General features: G+C 60.0%; 23 protein-coding genes. 17 read left to right on the top strand and 6 right to left on the bottom strand.

The window, feature by feature from the left end; all coding sequences use genetic code 11:
• Positions 1 to 619 precede the first annotated feature (619 nt).
• The 4 genes from AO692_RS09835 (at position 620) to AO692_RS09820 (ending at position 2,527) form a co-directional block, all read left to right on the top strand.
• Positions 620 to 925: a hypothetical protein gene (locus AO692_RS09835; protein ID WP_054309890.1), complete on the top strand. Its 306-nt coding sequence runs from the start codon at positions 620 to 622 to the stop codon at positions 923 to 925.
• A 631-nt stretch (positions 926 to 1,556) separates the two neighbouring features.
• Positions 1,557 to 1,766: a cold-shock protein gene (locus AO692_RS09830; RefSeq protein ID WP_054309889.1), complete on the top strand. Its 210-nt coding sequence runs from the start codon at positions 1,557 to 1,559 to the stop codon at positions 1,764 to 1,766.
• 113 nt (positions 1,767 to 1,879) lie between these two features.
• Entirely contained in the window at positions 1,880 to 2,116 is a 237-nt protein-coding gene (locus tag AO692_RS09825) for a hypothetical protein (RefSeq protein ID WP_054309888.1), read from the top strand.
• Between the two features lie 201 nt (positions 2,117 to 2,317).
• Positions 2,318 to 2,527 (top strand): hypothetical protein, encoded by a 210-nt coding sequence (locus AO692_RS09820; protein WP_054309887.1) that lies wholly within the window; start codon positions 2,318 to 2,320, stop codon positions 2,525 to 2,527.
• Between the two features lie 246 nt (positions 2,528 to 2,773).
• On the opposite strand, the gene AO692_RS33380 is transcribed toward AO692_RS09820, so the two are convergent.
• The 3 genes from AO692_RS33380 to AO692_RS09810 all read right to left on the bottom strand — a co-directional run bounded on the left by AO692_RS33380 (position 2,774) and on the right by AO692_RS09810 (position 3,628).
• Positions 2,774 to 2,923 (bottom strand): hypothetical protein, encoded by a 150-nt coding sequence (locus AO692_RS33380; protein ID WP_162839660.1) that lies wholly within the window; start codon positions 2,921 to 2,923, stop codon positions 2,774 to 2,776.
• Positions 2,924 to 2,932: 9 nt separating this feature from the next.
• A complete protein-coding gene (locus tag AO692_RS09815) occupies positions 2,933 to 3,130 on the bottom strand; it encodes a hypothetical protein (protein WP_054309886.1) in 198 nt (65 codons plus the stop codon).
• An 87-nt stretch (positions 3,131 to 3,217) separates the two neighbouring features.
• Positions 3,218 to 3,628, bottom strand: coding sequence for a host attachment protein (locus AO692_RS09810; protein WP_054309885.1), 411 nt, complete (start codon positions 3,626 to 3,628; stop codon positions 3,218 to 3,220).
• Positions 3,629 to 3,926: 298 nt separating this feature from the next.
• Here AO692_RS09810 and AO692_RS09805 point away from each other — a divergent pair, with 298 nt between their 5' ends.
• Together AO692_RS09805 and AO692_RS32200 are read left to right on the top strand one after the other, a co-directional pair.
• On the top strand, positions 3,927 to 4,373 hold the full coding sequence (locus AO692_RS09805) for a DUF305 domain-containing protein (protein ID WP_054309884.1): 447 nt from the start codon (positions 3,927 to 3,929) through the stop codon (positions 4,371 to 4,373).
• A 1-nt stretch (position 4,374) separates the two neighbouring features.
• Entirely contained in the window at positions 4,375 to 4,767 is a 393-nt protein-coding gene (locus AO692_RS32200; protein WP_082407284.1) for a GFA family protein, read from the top strand.
• Here AO692_RS32200 and AO692_RS09800 read toward each other — a convergent pair.
• Complete coding sequence (locus AO692_RS09800) at positions 4,669 to 5,850, bottom strand: PAS domain S-box protein (protein WP_082407301.1); 1,182 nt, start codon at positions 5,848 to 5,850, stop codon at positions 4,669 to 4,671. The two genes, AO692_RS32200 and AO692_RS09800, sit on opposite strands and share 99 nt — an antisense overlap.
• Before the next feature lie 195 nt (positions 5,851 to 6,045).
• Here AO692_RS09800 and AO692_RS09795 point away from each other — a divergent pair, with 195 nt between their 5' ends.
• From AO692_RS09795 to AO692_RS09785, 3 genes are all read left to right on the top strand, one after another.
• On the top strand, positions 6,046 to 6,438 hold the full coding sequence (locus AO692_RS09795; RefSeq protein WP_054309883.1) for a nuclear transport factor 2 family protein: 393 nt from the start codon (positions 6,046 to 6,048) through the stop codon (positions 6,436 to 6,438).
• Positions 6,439 to 6,530: 92 nt separating this feature from the next.
• Positions 6,531 to 6,746, top strand: a complete 216-nt coding sequence (locus tag AO692_RS09790; RefSeq protein ID WP_054309882.1) for a hypothetical protein — start codon at positions 6,531 to 6,533, stop codon at positions 6,744 to 6,746.
• A 103-nt stretch (positions 6,747 to 6,849) separates the two neighbouring features.
• The gene (locus AO692_RS09785) at positions 6,850 to 7,293 is read left to right on the top strand and encodes a PPC domain-containing DNA-binding protein (protein ID WP_054309881.1); all 444 of its coding nucleotides are present in this window, start codon (positions 6,850 to 6,852) and stop codon (positions 7,291 to 7,293) included.
• Positions 7,294 to 7,347: 54 nt separating this feature from the next.
• Here AO692_RS09785 and AO692_RS09780 read toward each other — a convergent pair whose 3' ends face one another.
• A complete protein-coding gene (locus tag AO692_RS09780; protein WP_054309880.1) occupies positions 7,348 to 8,289 on the bottom strand; it encodes a cation diffusion facilitator family transporter in 942 nt (313 codons plus the stop codon).
• A 238-nt stretch (positions 8,290 to 8,527) separates the two neighbouring features.
• On the opposite strand from AO692_RS09780, the gene AO692_RS09775 reads away from it, so the two are divergent.
• Complete coding sequence (locus tag AO692_RS09775; protein WP_054309879.1) at positions 8,528 to 10,849, top strand: glucose/quinate/shikimate family membrane-bound PQQ-dependent dehydrogenase; 2,322 nt, start codon at positions 8,528 to 8,530, stop codon at positions 10,847 to 10,849.
• A gap of 123 nt (positions 10,850 to 10,972) precedes the next feature.
• On the opposite strand, the gene AO692_RS09770 is transcribed toward AO692_RS09775, so the two are convergent.
• Positions 10,973 to 11,455 (bottom strand): RidA family protein, encoded by a 483-nt coding sequence (locus AO692_RS09770; RefSeq protein WP_054310020.1) that lies wholly within the window; start codon positions 11,453 to 11,455, stop codon positions 10,973 to 10,975.
• A 192-nt stretch (positions 11,456 to 11,647) separates the two neighbouring features.
• On the opposite strand from AO692_RS09770, the gene AO692_RS09765 reads away from it, so the two are divergent.
• From AO692_RS09765 to AO692_RS09735, 7 genes are all read left to right on the top strand, one after another.
• The gene (locus AO692_RS09765) at positions 11,648 to 12,331 is read left to right on the top strand and encodes a TetR/AcrR family transcriptional regulator (protein WP_054309878.1); all 684 of its coding nucleotides are present in this window, start codon (positions 11,648 to 11,650) and stop codon (positions 12,329 to 12,331) included.
• Positions 12,332 to 12,475: 144 nt separating this feature from the next.
• Positions 12,476 to 12,874: a DUF2946 family protein gene (locus tag AO692_RS09760; protein ID WP_054309877.1), complete on the top strand. Its 399-nt coding sequence runs from the start codon at positions 12,476 to 12,478 to the stop codon at positions 12,872 to 12,874.
• Positions 12,875 to 12,935: 61 nt separating this feature from the next.
• Positions 12,936 to 14,306: a PepSY domain-containing protein gene (locus tag AO692_RS09755; protein WP_054309876.1), complete on the top strand. Its 1,371-nt coding sequence runs from the start codon at positions 12,936 to 12,938 to the stop codon at positions 14,304 to 14,306.
• A 227-nt stretch (positions 14,307 to 14,533) separates the two neighbouring features.
• On the top strand, positions 14,534 to 15,874 hold the full coding sequence (gene adiC, locus AO692_RS09750) for an arginine/agmatine antiporter (RefSeq protein WP_054309875.1): 1,341 nt from the start codon (positions 14,534 to 14,536) through the stop codon (positions 15,872 to 15,874).
• 2 nt (positions 15,875 to 15,876) lie between these two features.
• Positions 15,877 to 16,182, top strand: coding sequence for a hypothetical protein (locus tag AO692_RS09745; protein WP_054309874.1), 306 nt, complete (start codon positions 15,877 to 15,879; stop codon positions 16,180 to 16,182).
• A gap of 9 nt (positions 16,183 to 16,191) precedes the next feature.
• Positions 16,192 to 17,517 carry an amino acid permease gene (locus AO692_RS09740; protein ID WP_082407283.1) on the top strand — a complete coding sequence of 442 codons (1,326 nt, stop codon included), beginning with the start codon at positions 16,192 to 16,194 and terminating at the stop codon, positions 17,515 to 17,517.
• On the top strand, positions 17,517 to 19,823 hold the full coding sequence (locus tag AO692_RS09735; RefSeq protein WP_054309872.1) for an Orn/Lys/Arg decarboxylase N-terminal domain-containing protein: 2,307 nt from the start codon (positions 17,517 to 17,519) through the stop codon (positions 19,821 to 19,823). Before AO692_RS09740 ends, AO692_RS09735 begins: the two co-directional genes overlap by 1 nt.
• Positions 19,824 to 19,875 lie beyond the last annotated feature (52 nt).

Raw genomic sequence — 19,875 nt, 5'->3', positions numbered from 1 at the left:
ATGCCTGCAACGCCGTGTCGATTGGCAGGGTGTCGGAATTTGACGCCATGCGAACGTTCATAGGCTTTGCAGAAGTGACTGGCATTTACGTTCGCGCCGAAGACTTGCCGTTTGTGGCGGCTAAACCGCGCGAGCCCCTGTTCAAGAAGGGACACCGATAGTTCGGCCAGAGATTTCTGGAACCAACGCCGCCTGCCCCGATTGGTTACACGCAATCGGAGCCGACATGCCGTGAAACGGGAAAACCGGGGCTCGATCCTCAAGCCGGTCATGCCAAAGCCGGAACCTCCGATACCCGGCTGGAAGACCCGAGCCCTGGAGCGCGGCGAAATCTTGCGGCGAAAAGGGTGTGTACGATTGCCACGAAGAGGTCTGATTTACCGAACGTTCGAAATGCCAATCCCGCCTGCTTCGAACGCGTCACACGGCTGGCTGCGTGGGCTGCCATCACGCGACGCGGCCAGTCGAAAACAACTGGTAGTAACGATCTTCTCCGTCTTGTTGGCCGTCTTGCGCCCGTCCTGAAAACAGGGGCGGAAATAGACCGACTTTTGTCGGAACCTTCATTCCTTTGTCCGGTTAGCCCTATGCAACCGTAACCAGACGGAAGGAGAGCATCATGCTCAAGAAGATCGTAATCGCTTCAGCTTTCGCGATCGGACTTGCCGGTTCGGCTATGGCGCAGAATATCGGTGACCCGATGGTCAATGACCGCGTCGACCCGAACCAGCCGGCACCGACTGCAGTGGAACCTCAGCCGGTCTATCCAAGCCAGGTGGACACGATGACCACCCAGAGCATCAACGACCAGAGTGGACCGTCTCAGGGCAACAGCAGTGCTGGTCCGTGTGCTTACGAGCCGGCATATGACGGACCACAGGCCGGTACAGGCCCTATCGTGAATGACAATTACTGCGGTAAGTAATTTAACCGCCGGGGCGCATAGCGTCCCGGCAAGCGTTGTTCAAGCGGCAATTCCATTTCCAACCGTGTAAGCCGCCGGCTATTTCCAGTCCTCCGGTCAGGCGACGCCTTGCCGTGTCTTGAGTTTGAACCGGGAAAGTCAGTTGGCCAATGACGAGCGCTTAGATGAGATGATTTCGATCCATCGTTTCCCTTGCACGTCGCACTGCGCCCACGGCGTCGTCATCACGGCGCCGCCGCGTTACCGATGACGGCGGAACGGCCGTCATCGCATTTTTAGCGACTGCTGACTTTTCCCATGGCAGGCCCCACAGGTCGCGGCGAAGCCGAAGCAGCGCATTTTTACTGGTAGCGTAAAACGCACGCATCTGCTTGTTCCCGTCCTTTCGAGTTGGCTGCCACCCAAAGAAAACGATGCGCTCCTTGCACCTTGCTGTCCATGTCTAATTTGAATATTTTTTCGCAAGCCTTGTATTTTCTCTAAATTGGTTCTAAGTATTTCGTATCGATCTTGCCTGTTGAGCTTGTTTTCGCGCTTCGGCGCCTAACCGATCTTCCTCTCAATTTCGAAGACTGTGGCGTTTGGCATGATGTCAGGCGACAAATTTCTATGTCAATTGAAAGGAATTCTAATGGCTTCCGGAACAGTAAAGTTCTTTAATTCTACAAAGGGTTTCGGATTTATCGAGCCGGATGATGGCTCGAAGGATGTCTTCGTCCACGTATCGGCAGTGGAGCGCGCGGGTATGCGCGGTCTTGCCGAAGGGCAGAAGCTGAACTTCGAAGTAGTCGCCGATCAGAGAACCGGCAAAAGCTCTGCGGAAAATCTGCAAGCGATCTGAGACAGGGTCGTTTCTGGCCTTTGACCACGGATGTACTGGCATCGGCCATCGAGATGGCTTTTGGAGAAGGTCGGGCTTGCCCGGCCTTTTTTCTTTTTCGGAGAAAGTGCGACATGAACAAGTCAATTCCCAACGATGCGTTCAAGCCGAAACCGACGCGGGTGGAGTCGAAGGACGAGAACACGTCGAGAGCCGCAAAGGCGATAATCAACGACGAAGCGGCTCAGCGCAGGGCCAAGACTCAGCGTTTGCGTCAGGCCCGCCTTGCCCAGGAAGCCGCGGAGATCGCAAGCCAACCAGCAAAAGCAGCAACGGCACGTAGCCGCAAACGCAGCATAACGGCTCGCTAGATCGGTCCGAAAGGTTCAGTCCGGGTTGTCGTCGGAAACATTGGCGCTAGATTGGTTTCTTCCTGGCCTGTGAAGGCTGGGCGCGCTTTGCGCTTGGCTGTCAGCGAGCGCAATCCAGGCAATATATCCCCACCCAAGGTTCGCCCGAGGCTTTTGCATTCTAGGCATCGGCACGTATATTGCCCGCGAGGGAGTGATGCCATGCCCATTCGCCGAAAGCTGGAAGATGCTGCGGTATTTCAGCCTGCGGAAGTCGCGCTGCTCAGCAGGATTTTTGCTGAAACCACCATCGAAGGCGAGACGAATGAAGCCCGGGAGCAGCGCGCCTCAAGGATCATCGCGAACTACCAGCTTGGGATCAGGGATGAGAAGGAACTGATCGAGCTTTCTCGGCGGCCGTTAAGTCGATAATCCTTTCCGGAACCGACCTCAGGCAAGGTGTAGGCCACATCGAGTCAGCGCCACGCGCGCTAGACAAAAGGCCATCCCATCTGGGTGAAAAGGCCAGCGCAATCGTCGCATTCGAAACCACAGCCAGAAACAGGCTGACCCGTTGGGTGCTTCCTGGATCGTACCCGTCTCTTCTGAACCATCACAACATCTCCTTTCGGAAAAGCTGCGCTTGGACGCCATGACTAATGTCAGAAGCTCAACCGGTTAGCGGTAAAGCTTCCTCGTTGCCGCGTCCTGTTCCCGCTGTTCAGCCGGACCTTTCCTGCGCCGCGTGAGAAGAGCGAAGGCTATCACGCCAGCAAGAACAATCGGGCCGACGGTGAGCAGAAGCAGCCACATTTCGTTCTCGAACATCTGGACCTCCTATTGCGGCGGGTTCGCCGGCTGGGATGGTTGCGTTCCCTGTTGATTGCCGCCCGTACCTGTCTGCGGGGCTTGGTTTTTATCCGTTTCGGAGCTCTGCGTGGCGGGCTCGTTGCCCTTTTGGCCGTTGCTGCCGCCATTGTCGCACGCCGCCAGCATGACGGCGGCGAGCAGGGCAATCGGCGCAAGGATTTTCATCGAGTCATCCTCCTCGAGGACGAACGGTTCCCCAGTGCGGAGGTTCCATCTTTGTTATTCTCTGAACCTCCCGGCTCGCGTCCAGCGCTAACCTCGCTCCGCATCGAGCAGTGCCAGCAAGTTCGGTAGCGCGTGGCCGGTCAGGTCCTTGGCGATTTCGGCCTGGATCGCCGGCAGCATGCGGCTGTGGTAGCGCTTCCTCAATTCGCCCAGTGTGCGCGGCGCGGCGATCACCACCAGATGCTCGAATTCATTGGCCAGGAACATGCCGGAAAGGATGCCGGCGACGCCGGCAGCAAAGCCGTCTTCCTCAAGCTGCTGCGCGTCCGGGTTGGCTGCCGTATTGCGGTGCCGCACCCCGCTCGATTTGTTCTGCGTTTCCACCTCGCCCACGGCAAGCGGCGCAAGGTTCAGTGCGAATTCATCGCCTTGGTTGCGATAGAGGCTGAGCTTTTCGCCATTGCACACGGCAATGACGGTTCCGTTGGCAATCAACATTTCCTGCTCCCTGTTCGTTACTCTAATGGGGAACGTGCCGACTGCAGAATGGATGCCTCAATCCCAAATCGCGAAAATCCCGGCGATCGCGCTGAAACAGTTCCAGCAAAAGTGTGCCGCGGTTTTCCCTCGGAATTGCGTCGAACAAGGCGATGGAGTGAGTCCGCCGTTTCCGTGAAACGGTGAACCGCGCCAGCGGAGGGCTGCCGGCTTTTCAGGAACCATCCGGATGAACGCCGGTTCATCCCATGAGCGTCGTTTGAACAAGACCAGTCGAGATTTCGCTGGAGGAAGCGCCATGAGAACGCCCTATCTCAACCTGACGGTCAATCTGATCTTCAGCGCCATCGTCATGTATCTGGTGATGTTTGCCATGATCGATGCGTGGGCGGATTTCTACAACAATCTGAACATGCTCTACATGGCGCTGATGATGCTGGCGCCCATGGCCATCCTGATGATCATCACCATGCCGGGAATGTATCCCAGCAAGCGGGCCAACGTCGTCATCTGCCTTGGCGCCATCGTCGTTTTCATGGGAGCCTTCGGCCTGATGCGAATGCAGGGCCTCGTCGGTGATACTCAGTTCCTGCGCTCGATGATCCCGCACCATTCCGGCGCGATTCTGATGTGCCGGGAGGCGCAACTGGAAAAGCCGGGGATCAAGGAACTGTGCGACACCATCATCAAGTCGCAGCAGGACGAGATCAGGCAGATGGAAGCCCTGTTGGTAGGGGCGGTCTGAGATGCTGCGTCGTGGAGGCTGCCTTTGCGGCAACATCCGCTACAGCGTAAGCCAGGACCCGCGCGTGCACTATTGCCACTGCGAGATGTGCCGGCGTTCGACTGGCAGCGCTTTCGCCGTGTTGTGCTGGGTCGGGAGGTCTGCCCTTCGCTGGGAAGGGCAGGCTCCTAGCTTTCGCCGCTCATCGCCGCTGGCCAGACGCGGCTTCTGCAGGCGATGTGGCACACCGCTTGCCCTGGACTATGACGGCTCGGCCGAAATCGCTTTGCATGGCGGCACATTCGATGAGCCGAACTCATTTCGTCCCGCTTACAATTATGGTGCCGACCGGCGCCTGGACTGGGTGTGTGCCGGAATAGGCCTTCCCGAGCACGCTATCATGGAGCGATGGTGAACGGGCGCGTCTGACGGGGTCGAACACCTGATGGCTGAGCGCCGGCTCTTCCTCGTTGTCTCGCACAGCCGTCACGCTCTCGACGGGGGCCTTGAGCAGCCAGCGCACGTAACCGGTGCCCCGATCGATTTCAGCGCTGCCATCCAGCGCTTGCGGCGTGGCCCGCAACAGCACGATGCTTCCGAATCCACGCGGATTTGCCTCGTGATGAGCCGCCGGCTTACCGGTAAAATTTTCTTCCCAGCAGAGCTGCAGCACAGGCAGGCCCGACGCATCCGGTGCTATTTGCCATGTCACCGTTATGGAGCCCTTGGAACAAGCCAGGGCACCGTATTTGGCTGAGTTGGTGCCCAGCTCGTGCAGAGCCATGCCGAGATATTGAACGGCGCGCGCGTTCAATGTCAGCAGCGATCCCGAAACCTTGATCCGCTCCTCATGTCCGAAAGGCTTGAGATGCTCCTGCACCAGTTCAGCCACGTTCGCGCCCGACCAATCCGAGAGCACGAGCAAATCGTGGGAGCGCGACAGCGCGCATATGCGATCCCTGACATGACGCTCGAACTCTTGCGGAGACGTGGCACGTCGGCTCGTCTCCTTCACCATTGCCAGGATGACGGCATACTGGTTTTTCACCCGATGGTTGACCTCGCGCAGCAGCAGCCGGATACGGCGCTCGTTTTCCCGCGTCGCGGTTATGTCGCGGGCGATCTTGGAGGCGCCGATGATCTTGCCCTCCGACGTCTTGATCGGGGATATCGTCAGGGACACGTGGATCGGCGTGCCATCCTTGCGCAGCCGAACGGTTTCGTAGCTGGCAATGCGTTCGCCGCTGCGGATGCGCTCGATGATCTCCTGTTCTTCGTTGCGCATATGCTCCGGTATCAGCATCAGGATGGATTGTCCCACAGCCTCGCCTGCCCCGTAGCCGAACATGCGTTCTGCGGCGGCATTCCAGCTGGTTATGACGCTGTTGAGATCCTTGCTGATGATGGCGTCGTAGGATGAATCGACGATGGCCGCCAAGCGGGCTTGTGCCTCCGCATCGGATTGAAGTTCGATACGGCCGGTCGTGTTGGACTGCATCATTCCCTCCGGTCACGCGCGTCGTAATGCATCCAGAGAAGAATCCGGTTCTCCCACGGTGGTTCCAAAAATCTGTAACCGACCAAGGCTGGCAGTCGGGACTGGGTTCGCCCCACATTCCTCGGAACCATCACCAGGATCGTTGGTTAGCCAGTTCAAACAGAGCGCCGAGGCGCTCGCAACCAGGCGAAAACCATGACGGATTTCATGACATTCATGCGCGAACGCGATCAGGCGGCACTTGCTTACTGCCAGGGCGATGCAGCGCCGGTGAACGCGTTGACAACGGAGCACGGTCCGGCCTCGTTCTTTGGCCCGGACGGCCACGCCGTCCAGGGTCCGGAGGAAATCAAGGCGGCATTTTCCAAAGGAGCCATGGCCTTCGGCGTCAATGGCAACAGCCATCTCGAGATCGTCCAGTCCGGTTCCGAGGGCGAGATCGCCTACTGGTGCGGGTTCCAGTACGCCGAGGTGGACATGGACGGCAAAATGGTTCCGATGTCGCTCAGGATCACCGAACTGTTTCGCCGTGAGGCGGGCGCTTGGAAACTCGTCCATCGCCATGCCGATATGGCGAAAGCTGCCTGACCGATCCGCCGATGCATCGCCTCGATCAGGACGCCGTTCTGCTCCTGCGATCTGGTCCGGCCGTCAGGCAGCAGTGACATGGAGGTGAGATCGTGTGGCTGGAATTGACCGATCAGAACGGCGTCGCGGTCGCCGTCAATTTCGACAACATCGTCTACATGAACAGCCTGGAGAAAACCGGCCACACCGAGCTGTGGTCGACCGTCGCGCGCAGCGACCACTATCAGGTCTGGGTGGTCAAGGACACAATAACCGATATCCTCGCGCGCCTTCGGATGCCAAAGAAACCGGCAAGGCAATCGGCATGATCGCGTCCCTCGATGGCTTCGCCCCTGGCAGGCAGGGCATGCATAACATCCGTCCGGTGGAACAGGAGGCCAGGTTTCGAGTTAGCCTGAATTGGGAGGCGACATGAAATCGAAGCTGCTCAGCGAGACTTCAGGACAGCGAACCTTTGTGGTCGTGCTGGATACCGGTGAAAAGGCGATAAGGGCGCTGACGGACTTCGCTGTCGAGAACCGGATCTCGGCCGCCTCGTTGACGGCGATCGGTGCATTCGAGAGCGCCACCGTCGGCTGGTTTGATTTCCGGTTGAAATCCTACCGGAAAATCGCTGTAGCCGAGCAAAGTGAGGTGTTGAGCGCCATCGGCGACATCGCCGTCGCCGATGGCGGCAGACCTGGCCTGCATATCCATGCCGTGCTTGGCCTCAGCGACGGTCAAACCCGTGGCGGCCACCTCATGGAAGGTTTCGTGCGCCCCACGCTGGAAGCCATTGTTGTGGAATCACCGGGCTATCTGCGCCGAACGAAGCGCGAGGACCTTGGCATCGCCCTGATCGATCTCGACGCGTAGGGATGATGACCACTCCGACTCCAACCATGACGTATCGGCCTTCGATCTCGCAGGTCAGGTCGCCGACACAGCTTTGCGCCGCTCAAGATAGGTTCCGGCCCGTTGCGGTTTCACAAAAAGCGCCGTGATTTCGGAGTGGCTTGCTTTGACTTGGGCTTCGATCCGCTCCACTGCGAGTTCAATCTCGGAAGCGGTTAGCGCGTCGATAAACTCCAAACTCAAATTCGCGACCACTTGCTTCGGAGCGAGATGCACGGTCAAAACCCCATTGGCATGATCGACAGCCGGATCGCATTCCGCAATGGCAAGGATCGAGCGTTGCAGTTCGGGCGCTGCCGCTTCCCCGATCAGCAGCCCTTTGCTTTCGCGGGCGAGGATCACCGCCACGAATGCCAGGACGAGGCCGATACCGATCGACGCCACGCCGTCCAACTGCGGCATGTCGAAAAGCTGGGAAGTGAAAATGCCGATGAAAGCAATCAGCAGACCGACCAGGGCGGCGCTGTCTTCGAACAGCACGGTGAAGACGGTTGGATCCTTGCTTTGCAGGACGGCATCCACATAGCCCCCGGGTGCTTTGTCCTTGCGGAATTCCCGCAACGCGATCCACCACGACGTGCCTTCGAAAACCACCGATACACCGAGCACCACATAGGTGATCAGCGGGTCCTCGATCTTCTGCGGCGACAGAATGTGGACGATGCCTTCGTAGATGGAGACGCCGGCGCCGAGGGAAAAGATCAGCAGCGCCACGATGAACGCCCAGAAATACAGTTCCCGTCCATAGCCGAGGGGATGGGCGCGGTCCGGCGGGTGCGCGGAGCGCTTCAATCCGTAGAGAAGCAGGCCCTGGTTGCCGGTATCGACCAGCGAATGCACGCCTTCGCTGAGCATCGCCGAACTGCCGGTCCAGGCCGCAGCGGCGAATTTGGCGATCGCGATGCCGAGATTGCCGGCAAGCGCGGCGTAGATGACCTTCTTCGATTGCGACGCCATCTCTACTCGAGCCCCGCTTGATATTCTAGGGAACAGTCCGCCAGCTTACCGGTTCCGCTTAAGTGCCGCAGTGATAGCACTTCTGGCCGTTTACCCGATCATGAAAACGTATGACACGCCGTCATCCGGCCAGCCGGTACCGCACGCCTTTCATCAATCGCAATAACGGGTTAAGGTCACTTGGGGTCGCGGGCTTCTACGAGCTGTCATTCAACAGTCCAAACGTCTGGGCGGCACCATGATCATGTTCACATCTCTCCTGCTAGGCTTGCTCGGCCTTCTGCTCGGAGCCGGCGGCATATGGCTTGTCACTCTTGGCGGCAGTCCGGCCTATCTCGCCATCGGCATCATCTTCCTCGTGGTGGCGCTGCTGCTTTACAGGCGCAGCTACCTGGCACTCTGGGTCTACGCACTCCTGATCATTGCAGCGCTCGCCTGGGCAATCTGGGAAGTCGGATTCGACTGGTGGCAGCTCGGTCCGCGCGGCGGCCTGATCATTCTCATCGGACTCTGGCTGCTCACGCCCTGGGTGCGTCGTTCGCTTCGTTCCGCGGATGGGCCTACGCCAAGCCCATGGCCATTGGCCATCCCCGTGCTGGCGGCCATCGCGGTCGCGGCCTATTCGATGACCACCGATCCGCACGATTTGCCGGGCGAGCTTCCGAAGGAAGGGGCTGCTGTCGCTTCCCTCGGCAATCTCGTCCCGCCAGGCGACTGGCATCAATATGGGCGCACGCAGTTCGGCCAGCGCTATTCCCCACTTGACCAGATCAACCCGGGCAATGTGGCGAACCTGAGGGTGGCGTGGCAATACCAGACGGGCGACGTGAAGCTGCCCGACGATATCGGCGAAACCACCTATCAGGTCACGCCGCTGAAGGTTGGCGATACGCTGTATCTGTGTACGCCGCACAATCTGGCAATCGCGCTCGATGCCGAGAGCGGCAAGGAGAAATGGAAATTCGACGCCAAGCCGGGCCTCAATCCCGACCGTCAGCACCAGACCTGCCGTGGTGTCACCTATTGGGCGGACACCTCGGTCGCAGCCGACCAGCCCTGCGCCGCGCGCGTCTATCTGCCAACCTCGGACGCAAGGCTGATCGCGCTCGACGCCGCCACCGGCAAGGTTTGCGAGAGCTTCGCCGACAAGGGCGTGCTGCATCTCGAAGCCGGCATGAAATACAATCCAGCCGGCTATTATTACTCCACCTCGCCGCCGGTCGCTGTCGACGACAAGCTGATTATCGGCGGGGCGGTCAACGACAACTATTCTACGCAGGAACAGTCGGGCGTCATCCGCGCCTTCGACATCCGCACCGGCGCACTGCTCTGGAATTGGGATTCGGGCAATCCCGACGACACCACCCCGATCGCGGAAGGCAAGACCTATACGACCAACTCGCCTAACAGCTGGTCGGTGTTCAGCGTCGATGACCGTCTCGGGCTGGTCTATATCCCGCTCGGCAATCAGGTGCCGGATCAGCTCGGCATGGGGCGCAGCGACAATGTCGAGCGTTTCTCATCCTCGATCGTGGCGCTGGATATCCTCACCGGCAAGCTGCGCTGGGTCCGCCAGACAGTGCATCACGATCTCTGGGACATGGACGTTCCCGCCCAGCCGGTGCTGTTCGACCTGACCAAGGCGGACGGCGCCATCGTGCCCGCGCTGGTCGGCCCGACCAAGCAGGGCGACATCTATGTGCTCGACCGGCGCACGGGTGAGCCGATCATCCCGGTGCGCGAAGAGCCAGCACCGGGCGGCGCCATTCCAGAGGACTTCACTGCACCGACGCAGCCGATCTCCGATCTCACCTTCTCGCCGCCGCCGCTGCAAGAGAAGGACATGTGGGGCGTCTCGCTGTTCGACCAGCTGATGTGCCGCATCGACTTCCACCGCCTGAAATATGAAGGCCGCTACACGCCGCCCTCGCTGCAGGGCACCATCGTCTATCCCGGCAATTTCGGCGTCTTCAACTGGGGCAGCGTGGCGGTCGATCCAGAACGGCAGATCATGTTCGGCATGCCGACCTATCTCGCCTTCACCTCGCGCCTGGTGCCTCGTGCCGACATTCCGCCGAAGGGCAGCAACGAGAAGGGCAGTGAGCAAGGGCTGAACCGCAACGAGGGCGCGCCTTACGGCGTCTATATGGGCCCGTTCCTCGGCCCGTTCGGCATTCCCTGCCAGGCGCCGCCATGGGGTTATGTCGCCGGCGTCGACCTGAAGTCCGGCAAGATCGCCTATAAACACAAGAACGGTACCGTCACCGACATGACGCCGTTGCCCCTGCCCTTCAAACTTGGAGTACCCGGCATCGGTGGTCCGATGCTGACGCGAGGCGGCGTGGCGTTCCTGGGGGCTGCCGTCGACAACTATCTGCGCGCCTATGACGTGACGAGCGGCAAGGAGCTCTGGAAAGCAAGGCTACCCGCCGGCGGCCAGGCCACGCCGATGACCTACGCCACCGCGAGCGGCAAGCAATATGTGGTGATGGTCGCCGGCGGGCACGGCTCGGTCGGCACCAAGCCGGGCGACTACGTCATCGCCTATACGCTGCCTTGAAGCAAGCCAGCTGTCCGCAGGCCGGTCCGCGAAACCTCGCTGCCGGCTCGCGGAGCGCTTTTCATCTCAACAGGGACATGCATGTCCTGCAACCGGCCGCGCATTCTCGTAGCCCTGGCCGCCCTACTCCAGAATGACGACGGCTTCGACCTCGAACTGCATGGGGTCGATTGCAAGCTTGGGAACGGGAACCAGGGTCTGCGCCGGCAGTGTCTCGCCGAACATTTCCTTGACGTTCTCGGTCAACACCCCAAGCTTGGACATGTCGTGGTCGACCACGAAGACAGTGAGCTTGGCGACCTGATCCGGCCTGGCGCCGATCCCATCGAGGGCGGCCCGCAGATTTGCGTAGGCCTGCTTAACCTGGGCGGCGAAATCGGGTGACAAGGCTCCGGTGCCATCCTGGCCGCCCTGTCCAGAGATGTAGGCCACCCGCGCTCCCGCAGGCGTGATCACCGCCGTGCTGTAGCCATTCGGCGACGGGTCGTAGAGGTTCTTTGGATTGACGATGGTCAGCTTGTGATCCCTCGCATTCGCCGCAGTGGAAACTGCCATGGTCATGATGATTAGCCCTTCGATAAACAGATGTCTGATTGCGCGTGACATGATTTCGGCTCCGCGGACGACGAGCGACGGGTCGTCGCAGGCGACGTGACCGAATTCCAGCCCTGTCGCCGACGCGATTGACTCGTACACTATACGAGTCATCCTATGGTACAATGTACGAGTCAAGCGCCCGACATCGACATTCCTGACGTCGCCTGCCAAGGTCGGGATGCTCACCAGCGAGGAAGATGAATGGCAGCCAAACGCAGCGGCACCCGAAGCACGCGGTCTCAACGGGCGGGATCCGTACCTCAGCCGCGCAGTGAAACGCCACTCTCGCTGGAACGCATTGCGGCAACGGCGGTGGAATTGCTGGATGTCCATGGCGTCGATGGATTGACGATGCGTCGGCTGGCCGATCGCCTCGGCTCAGGCGTGATGAGCCTGTATTGGCACGTCGACACCAAAGAGGATGTCTTTGATCTGGCGCTGGACATGGTGCTTGAATATCGCGGACAGCCACAAGCGGCCGGAACCCAGGACTGGCGCGCGGAAGTCATTCATATCCTGGAAGACTGGCGCGCCCAGATGCTTCGCCATCCCTGGTCGGCGTCGCTTTTGCCGAGCCGAGCGCTTGGCCCGAACATCCTTTATCGCCTGGAGCTCTTGGGAAAGACCTTGTCCGGGGCGGGTGTTGCCGATGCAAATCTGAATGTCGCGATATGGTCGCTTTGGAACCATGTGATGGGCGCCACCATCACCCGAGCGAGCTTCGACCTCTCGAATGACGATCAAGCTGCCGCGCAGCAGCGCCTGCATCTCAGTGAACGCTACCCGACAATCGAGCGCTCGCGCCTGCCGTTGGACAACGATTGGGACGGTGTCTTCCGCAAAGGCCTCGACTTCCTGCTTGACGGCCTTGCTCCAAAACCGTGAAATTCTCTGAACAAGCCGATGTCAGGTCCTCTTCGCCAAGATGCCGTGCTGTCTCGCTAGGCGGTCAGGGGTCTCAGTCACCCTCCCTCCCCCCGCGTCATCTGCCGCAGTGACTTCACGGCAAGAGTCTGGCATCTGAAGCCCATGGGAGCCGCGCGGGACATTTTGAGGGACAGGCTGACGGCCACTGCCGTCGCAGTGATGCTTGTCTATCTGTTCCTGTTGCAGGCTTTTGTTGCGGGCATGACGCAAGGTGCGATGGCGGCCTCGGCCGCAGATCCACTGCACGTCATCTGTACGACAGACGGCGCGGATTCCTCATCGGATCCGACCGGGCCAGCCGGCAAGGACAACACCTGCCCTTGCGCGGCGCTGTGCAGCGTTACCGGGCTCGCGGCCCCGGCTGTCCTGGGCGGCCAGGACCATGTCTATGTGATCGCCGTTCGGACAGAGCCGGTCCGCCCACAACTTGCCGCCAGCCCATTCACGCCGTCACTGCGCGGCTTCGTTCCCGGGCCTCGCGCACCTCCATCTTTTTCCTGACCATCTCGTTCCAGCGCGGCGACTTCGCTCGCCGTGCTACTTTTCACGTCAGGAGATACCCATGTCCGAACTCACCCTCGGGCGGGAGCCCGCAGACATCGTTGCGCGCTCCACGTCCGACCTTTATCGCGCTGTCTGGCGCTGGCATTTTTATGCAGGGCTTCTTGTCCTGCCTTTCATGATCACGCTCGCGGTCACGGGCGCGCTCTACCTTTTCAAGGACGAGATCGACGCGATCATTCATTCCGACCTCAAGCGCGTGGAGGTCCAGCAAGGCACTGCAAAGGCGCTGCCCTCTGCAATGATCACCGCTGCCGTGGCGGCATATCCCGGAACAGCCGTCAAATTCACCGATCCGGCATCTTTCGACAATTCCGCCGAAATCACAGTTGACGCTGCTGAGCAGGGCAAGCTCGCGGTCTATGTCGATCCCTACACCGGCAAGGTGCTCGGTGCCCTGCCCGACCGAGGCACGGTGATGTGGACCATCCGCTACCTGCACAGCCTCAAATATTTCGGCTCTTTTACGCGCATGCTCATCGAGATCGCCGGCGGCTGGTCGATCCTGCTGGTCGGCACCGGAATTTATCTCTGGTGGCCGCGTCGTCAGACGGGCGGCGTGATCAACGTAAGAGGCACGCCGAGCCGACGCGTATTCTGGCGGGACACTCATGCGGTTACTGGCATCTTCGTCGGCTTCTTCATCGTGTTCCTCGCGATCACAGGAATGCCGTGGTCTGGGGTGTGGGGCGCCAAGGTCAACGATTGGGTAAACGGCAACAATTACGGTTATCCTGCGGGCGTCTGGACCGGAGTTCCGATGTCGGACGAACATGCCAATCACATCGCCCAGATGTCCTGGTCCCTTGAACAAGCCAAAGTGCCGCAATCATCAGGGCAGGATGACCAGGCGAGACCGGTCGGGCTGGATGAAGCCGTGGCTACCTTTGAGAAGCTCGGCCTTCACAAGGGCTATTCAGTCAATCTTCCAACCGATCCATCCGGCGTCTACACCGGCTCCGTCTTTCCCGACGATCTTTCGAGCCAGCGCGTCATCCATCTGGACCAGTATTCGGGCAGGCCGTTGATCGATGTCAGCTATGCCGAGTACGGTCCATTTGCCAAAGCGATCGAATGGGGCATCAGCGTCCATATGGGCCAGCAATTCGGCCTTGCGAACCAGCTGGTGCTGCTTGCCGCCTGTATCGCGATCGTCATGCTTGCCGTGTCGGCAGCCGTCATGTGGTGGAAACGGCGACCCTCGGGTTCGTTCGGCGTTCCTCCTCTGCCCGCTGACAAACGTGTGTTTCGCGGCTTGTTGGCCATCCTGATCGTCGGCGGCGTCATTTTCCCGCTGGTCGGGATTTCGCTGGCGCTCATGCTGGCTTTGGATTGGGCCTACTCTAGGACACGTCAGGCTCGAGGTCTCTAAAAAATCACCTTTTCAAGGCGCGGCGTGATTGGCCGCGCCTCATTGGCATTAATAGTATTCCGCAAGATACCGGTCTGGCTGTCGGCCGATAAAACAAGATAAACCTTGTTTATCTGTTGACGAATCCGATCTTAAAGAATTAGCGTCGGGGAAATTACCAATATCTGTTTGTTTACTTAAATAAAAATGTCGCAATCCAGGCAGCACGATTTCGAGGGACAAAGCTTATGGCGACGGATACGGCACAATCAGAAACCGGCAAGGTAGGCGTCGTTGCGGCAACCATGATGGTTGCCGGTTGTATCATGGGTTCAGGCGTCTTCATGCTGCCGGCCAATCTCGCGGCAACCGGCGGCATTGCCATCTTCGGGTGGGCGGTCACCATCGCCGGCGCCATCGCGCTGGCCCTGGTCTATGCCAAGATGTCATCGATCGACGACAGCCCTGGAGGTTCCTACGCCTACGCTCGCCGCGCCTTTGGCCCGGCCCTCGGCTTCCAGACCAACCTGCTCTACTGGATCGTCGGCTGGATCGGCAACATCGCCATGGTCGTCGTCGGCGTCGGCTATCTCAGTTATTTCCTGCCCATCCTGAAGCAGCCTCTGGTCGCCACCGGCGTCAGCATCGCCATCCTGTGGCTGTTCGTTTTCCTCAACATCCTTGGCCCCAGCCTGGTAACACGGGTGCAGTCCGTCACCACGGTCTTTGCGCTGGTTCCGATCGTCGGCGTGGCCATCTTCGGCTGGTTCTGGTTCCGCAGCGAGACTTATCTCGCGGCCTGGAATGTCAGTGGCCTGTCCACCATCGGCGCGATCCAGAGCACGCTCAATGTGACATTGTGGTCCTTCATGGGCGTCGAGACCGCAGCTGCCGCAGCCGGCGTCGTCGCCAATCCTAAGCGCAACGTGCCGATCGCCACCGTTGGTGGCGTGCTGATCGCTGCTGTCTGCTACGTGCTATCCACCACTGCCATCATGGGCATCATCCCCAACGACGTGCTGCAGAAGTCCGCCTCGCCCTACGGCGATGCCGTTCGCGTCGCCATCGGCGATTTAGGCGGCGGCATCGTGGCGTTGTGCGCGGCGCTGGGGTGCCTGGGATCGCTCGGTGGCTGGGTGCTTGTTACTGGTCAGACCGCGAAGGCGGCAGCCGACGACAACCTCTTTCCGGCAATCTTTGGTAAAGTGAACAAGAATGGCGTGCCGGTGGCTGGCCTGCTCGTCGTCGGCGTACTGATGACCATCTTCCAGCTTACCACCATCTCACCGAGCGCCAGCCAGCAGTTCGGCGTGGTGTCATCGATCACGGTGCTGTTCGTGCTGGTGCCTTACATCTACACCTGCGCAGCACTGCTCCTGGTCGGCCATGGCCATCTCGGCTCGTCGAAGGCGCTTTACACCATCATGATGATCGTCGCCTTCGCCTACTCGCTCTGGGCTATCGTCGGTTCTGACGCCAAGGAAGTGATGTGGGCAATGGTCGTATCGCTGGCCTGTATCGGTCTCTACGCACTCAACTACAATCGCACCCATCCGGCGGCATTCCCATTGGACAAGAGCGAGGCCTGAACATGGCAGAGCACCATTCGGCCTGGCGCACCACCGGCATCCTGGTGCTGCTGGCTGTGCTGATCGTCTACGCCTTCGCGCGCTTCCCGGAAGTGCGGGCAGATTTCGAGAAGGTGGCCCACTTCCACCGCGGGCACCTGCCGCCAAGCGAGCCAACCGATAATGCCTTGCTTCCGCAGCCAGGCAACAAGCATCTGCGCGTGCTGCGACCGCAGCCGGACACAGGGCCAGCACCAGCACCGGCCCCCACTACACCCGGAGCCGAGGTGCCGACCGCACCGGCAACGACTGCTCCGGCCGCCAACTAGAGCCGTGTGATGGTAACCGAGAAAAAGATGGGCCTGTTCATGGCTACCATGCTGGTGACGGTGAACATGGTTGGCACCGGCATCTTCCTTTTGCCCGCGACGATGGCAACCATCGGCACAATATCGATCTATGGCTGGATTGCCGGCACGATCGGCGCGGCCGCACTTGCTGTCATGTTTGCTCAACTCGGCACCGTCGACCCGCAAGCCGGCGGGCCTTATGCCTATGCGCGAGAGACCTTCGGCCGCTACCCTGGCTTCCAGACCAACTACGTCTACTGGAGCGCCAATCTGGTCGGCAATGTCGCCGTCGCCACCACCGTCGTCGGTTACCTTACCCAGTTCTTCCCGGCGCTCAAGATTCCGCTGCTCGCCACCATCTGTGGCGTCGCACTGATCTGGCTCTCGGTCGTCATCAACCTCGTCGGCCCGCGTTTCGTCGGCTTTATCACCAGCTGGTCGGCAGGCATTGCCACAGTCGTTCTGATCGTCATTTCCGTGGTCGGCTGGGCATGGTTCGATCCCAGCATCTTCAGGGCAAGCTGGAATCCCGGCAATCTCTCGACGCTGAACGCCACCATGTCGAGCGCAGCCATCGCGCTATGGGCCTTCATGGGCATAGAAAGTGCTTCCGTGGCAGCTGCGGTCATCGAGAACCCTCGACGCAACGTACCGCTTGCCACAATGCTCGGCCTGGCGCTCGCCACCTTCCTCTACATCAGCACCTGCGTCGTATTGATGGGTATGGTTCCGGTCGACCAGCTCAAGAACTCCGAAGCGCCGTTCTCGCTCGCCGCCAGTCATGTCGTTGGTACATTCGGCGCGCTGGCCATCGCGCTCTGCGCTATCCTGAAAGCTGGCGCATCGCTGATCGGCTGGACGCTGACCATCTCGCAATCGGCGCAAGCAGCAGCCAATGACGGCATGTTTCCACGCGAGTTCGGCCTGATATCGGGGTCCGGCGTGCCGATCTGGAATTTCATCATTTCCGGCATGTTGATGTCGGCGATCATCATCGCAACCGCTTCCGCGTCGCTCAACCAGCAATTCGAGGAGGTGATCAACATGGCCGTGGTGCTAACGCTGTTGCCTTACCTTTATACATCAGTGACTTATCTGAAGGCCTTCGGCCTCGACGCGAACCGCAAGAAGGCGGCATTCGCTATCGGTGTTGCGGTGATCGCCACTGCCTATTGCCTGGGTGCGGTAGCAGGCTCAGATGCCGATACCGTGCGCAGCGCGATGATCTTCCTGTTCCTCAGCGTGCCCTTCTACGCGGCCATCCGCCGAAACGATTACGCCAAGTCCCCCACGACCCGACACGGAGGAGCGTGATGCTCGAACGCACGATCAAGCTGCAGAAGACAAAAGTCCTCATCGTTGACGACAAGCTGGCGCAGCCGACAAGCATCGGCGGGCGCGCTGTGCGCGCCTTGGCAGACGAACTGACATCGCGCGACATAGAGGTCGTGGAGGCCGTCAACTATCACGACGGCAGATCGGTGATCGTCTCGGATGCTTCGCTCGATGCGATCCTGATCGACTGGACACGCGAGCGGAAGGAGGGCCTGTCCCGCGCTGACGGGCTCGACTTGCTGAAGACAATCCGCAACCGCAATGCCGACGTGCCAATCGTGCTGATGGCCGATCATGCCAGCCGCGACGACCTCACCGTCGAAGTGATGCAATATTCGGACGAATATGTGTGGCTCCTGTCCGATACCACGCCCTTCATCGCCAGCCGCATCGCGGCGGCGATCCAGCGTTATCAGCACGATCTTCTGCCGCCGTTCAACAAGGCGTTGCTCGACTACATGAATGTCGCCGAATATTCCTGGGCCGCGCCCGGCCACCAGGGTGGCGTCGCCTTCACCAAACACCCGGCGGGCCGCATCTTCTTCGATTTCTTCGGCGAGAACCTGTTCCGTACCGACACCGGCATCGAACGTGGCGGGCTGGGCTCATTGCTCGACCACATCGGCCCTATCGGGGAGGCAGAATCCTATGCGTCACGCGTTTTTGGCTCGCACCGCTCCTATTCCGTGCTTACCGGCACGTCGGGCGCCAACCGCACCATCTTCGGCGCGGTGGTGGGCGATGGCCAGTTCGCGCTTTGCGATCGCAATTGCCACAAATCGATCGAACAGGGCCTGATCCTGTCGGGCGGCATTCCCGTCTTCTTCGTGCCAACACGCAATCGCTACGGCATCATTGGACCAATTCCGCCGGAACAGTTCGATCCGAAAGAGGTCAAAGCCAAGCTTGCCAAACATCCGTTGAAAGAACATGCGACGAAGAAAGAGCCGGTCTACGCCGTGGTCACCAACTCCACCTATGACGGGCTCTGCTACGATTCCTCCCAGGTAGAGGAGCTTCTCGCCAAGAGTGTCGATCGTATCCATCTGGATGAAGCCTGGTACGGCTATGCCCGCTTCAACCCGATCTACAAGAACCGTTTCGCCATGCGCGGCGACGCCAAGGCGCACAAGACTGACGGCCCGACGGTCTTCGCCACCCAGTCGACACACAAGTTGCTCGCGGCTCTGTCGCAATCGTCCTACATCCATGTCCGCAACGGCCGCAATCCGATCGAGCACAGCCGTTTCAACGAAAGCTACATGGCGCAGACGACGACCTCGCCGCTCTACGCCATCATTGCGTCCAACGAGATTGGTGCCGCGATGATGGACGGGCCGAGCGGCAAGGCACTGACGGATGAAGTTATCGAAGAGGCAATTACCTTCCGCCAGACTCTGGCCCGCGCGCACCGCGAATATGCGGACAAGAAGGAGTGGTTCTTCTGGCCCTGGAATGCGCCCAAGGTGAAGGACGCCAAAACCGGCAAGAAAGTCGCTTTCGCCGACGCTGATCCGAAGCAACTGGCCGCGGACCCCGACTGCTGGACCTTCCATTCCGGCGACAAATGGCACGGTTTCGACGGTTTGCCGGACAACTGGTGCATGCTCGACCCGATCAAGGTCGGCATCGTCTGCCCCGGTATGGGCGACGACGGCAATATGGAGAACAAAGGTATCCCGGCAGCGATCCTGTCGTCCTACCTCTATCGTTTCGGCATCATCCCTTCGCGCACCACCGACTTCATGGTGCTGTGCCTGTTTTCAATCGGTATCACCAAGGGCAAATGGGGCACGCTGATGGGCGTATTGCTCGACTTCAAGCGCGATTATGACGCTAACCGTCCACTCGAACATTGCCTGCCGGATCTGATCGCAGCGGCGCCTGAAAAATACGTCGGCATGGGGCTGAAGGACCTTTCCGACCTGATGTTCGAGCACATGAAAACGAACCGCATGGACCATTGGCAGGCCCAGGCGTTTGGCACGCTGCCGAAGCCGGTGTTGTTGCCTCGCCGCGCCTCCAACAAGCTGATGGCCGGAGAAGCCGAACTGCTGCCGGTCGAAAAGCTTGCGAACCGGGTCTCTGGCGTCGGCGTGATCCCCTACCCACCGGGCATTCCGATCATCATGCCTGGCGAAAGCTTCGGGCCGGCCAACGGCCCATGGCTGTCCTACATCCGCTCACTGCAGCAATGGGGTAAGACCTTCCCCGGCTTCGAGAAGGAAGTCGAAGGTACCGAGGTGGTCGACGGCAATTACCACGCCTGGGCGCTGAAGGAGTAGCAACGAGGCGCCGTGGCATCTTCCAATACTGCAGCGCTCAACAAGCCAATGC

This window comes from Mesorhizobium sp. 1M-11, assembly GCF_001303895.1.
Classification (GTDB): domain Bacteria; phylum Pseudomonadota; class Alphaproteobacteria; order Rhizobiales; family Rhizobiaceae; genus Mesorhizobium.
Note: the sequence above shows the minus strand (reverse complement) of the source record. Positions and strands in the feature narration are given on the sequence as shown.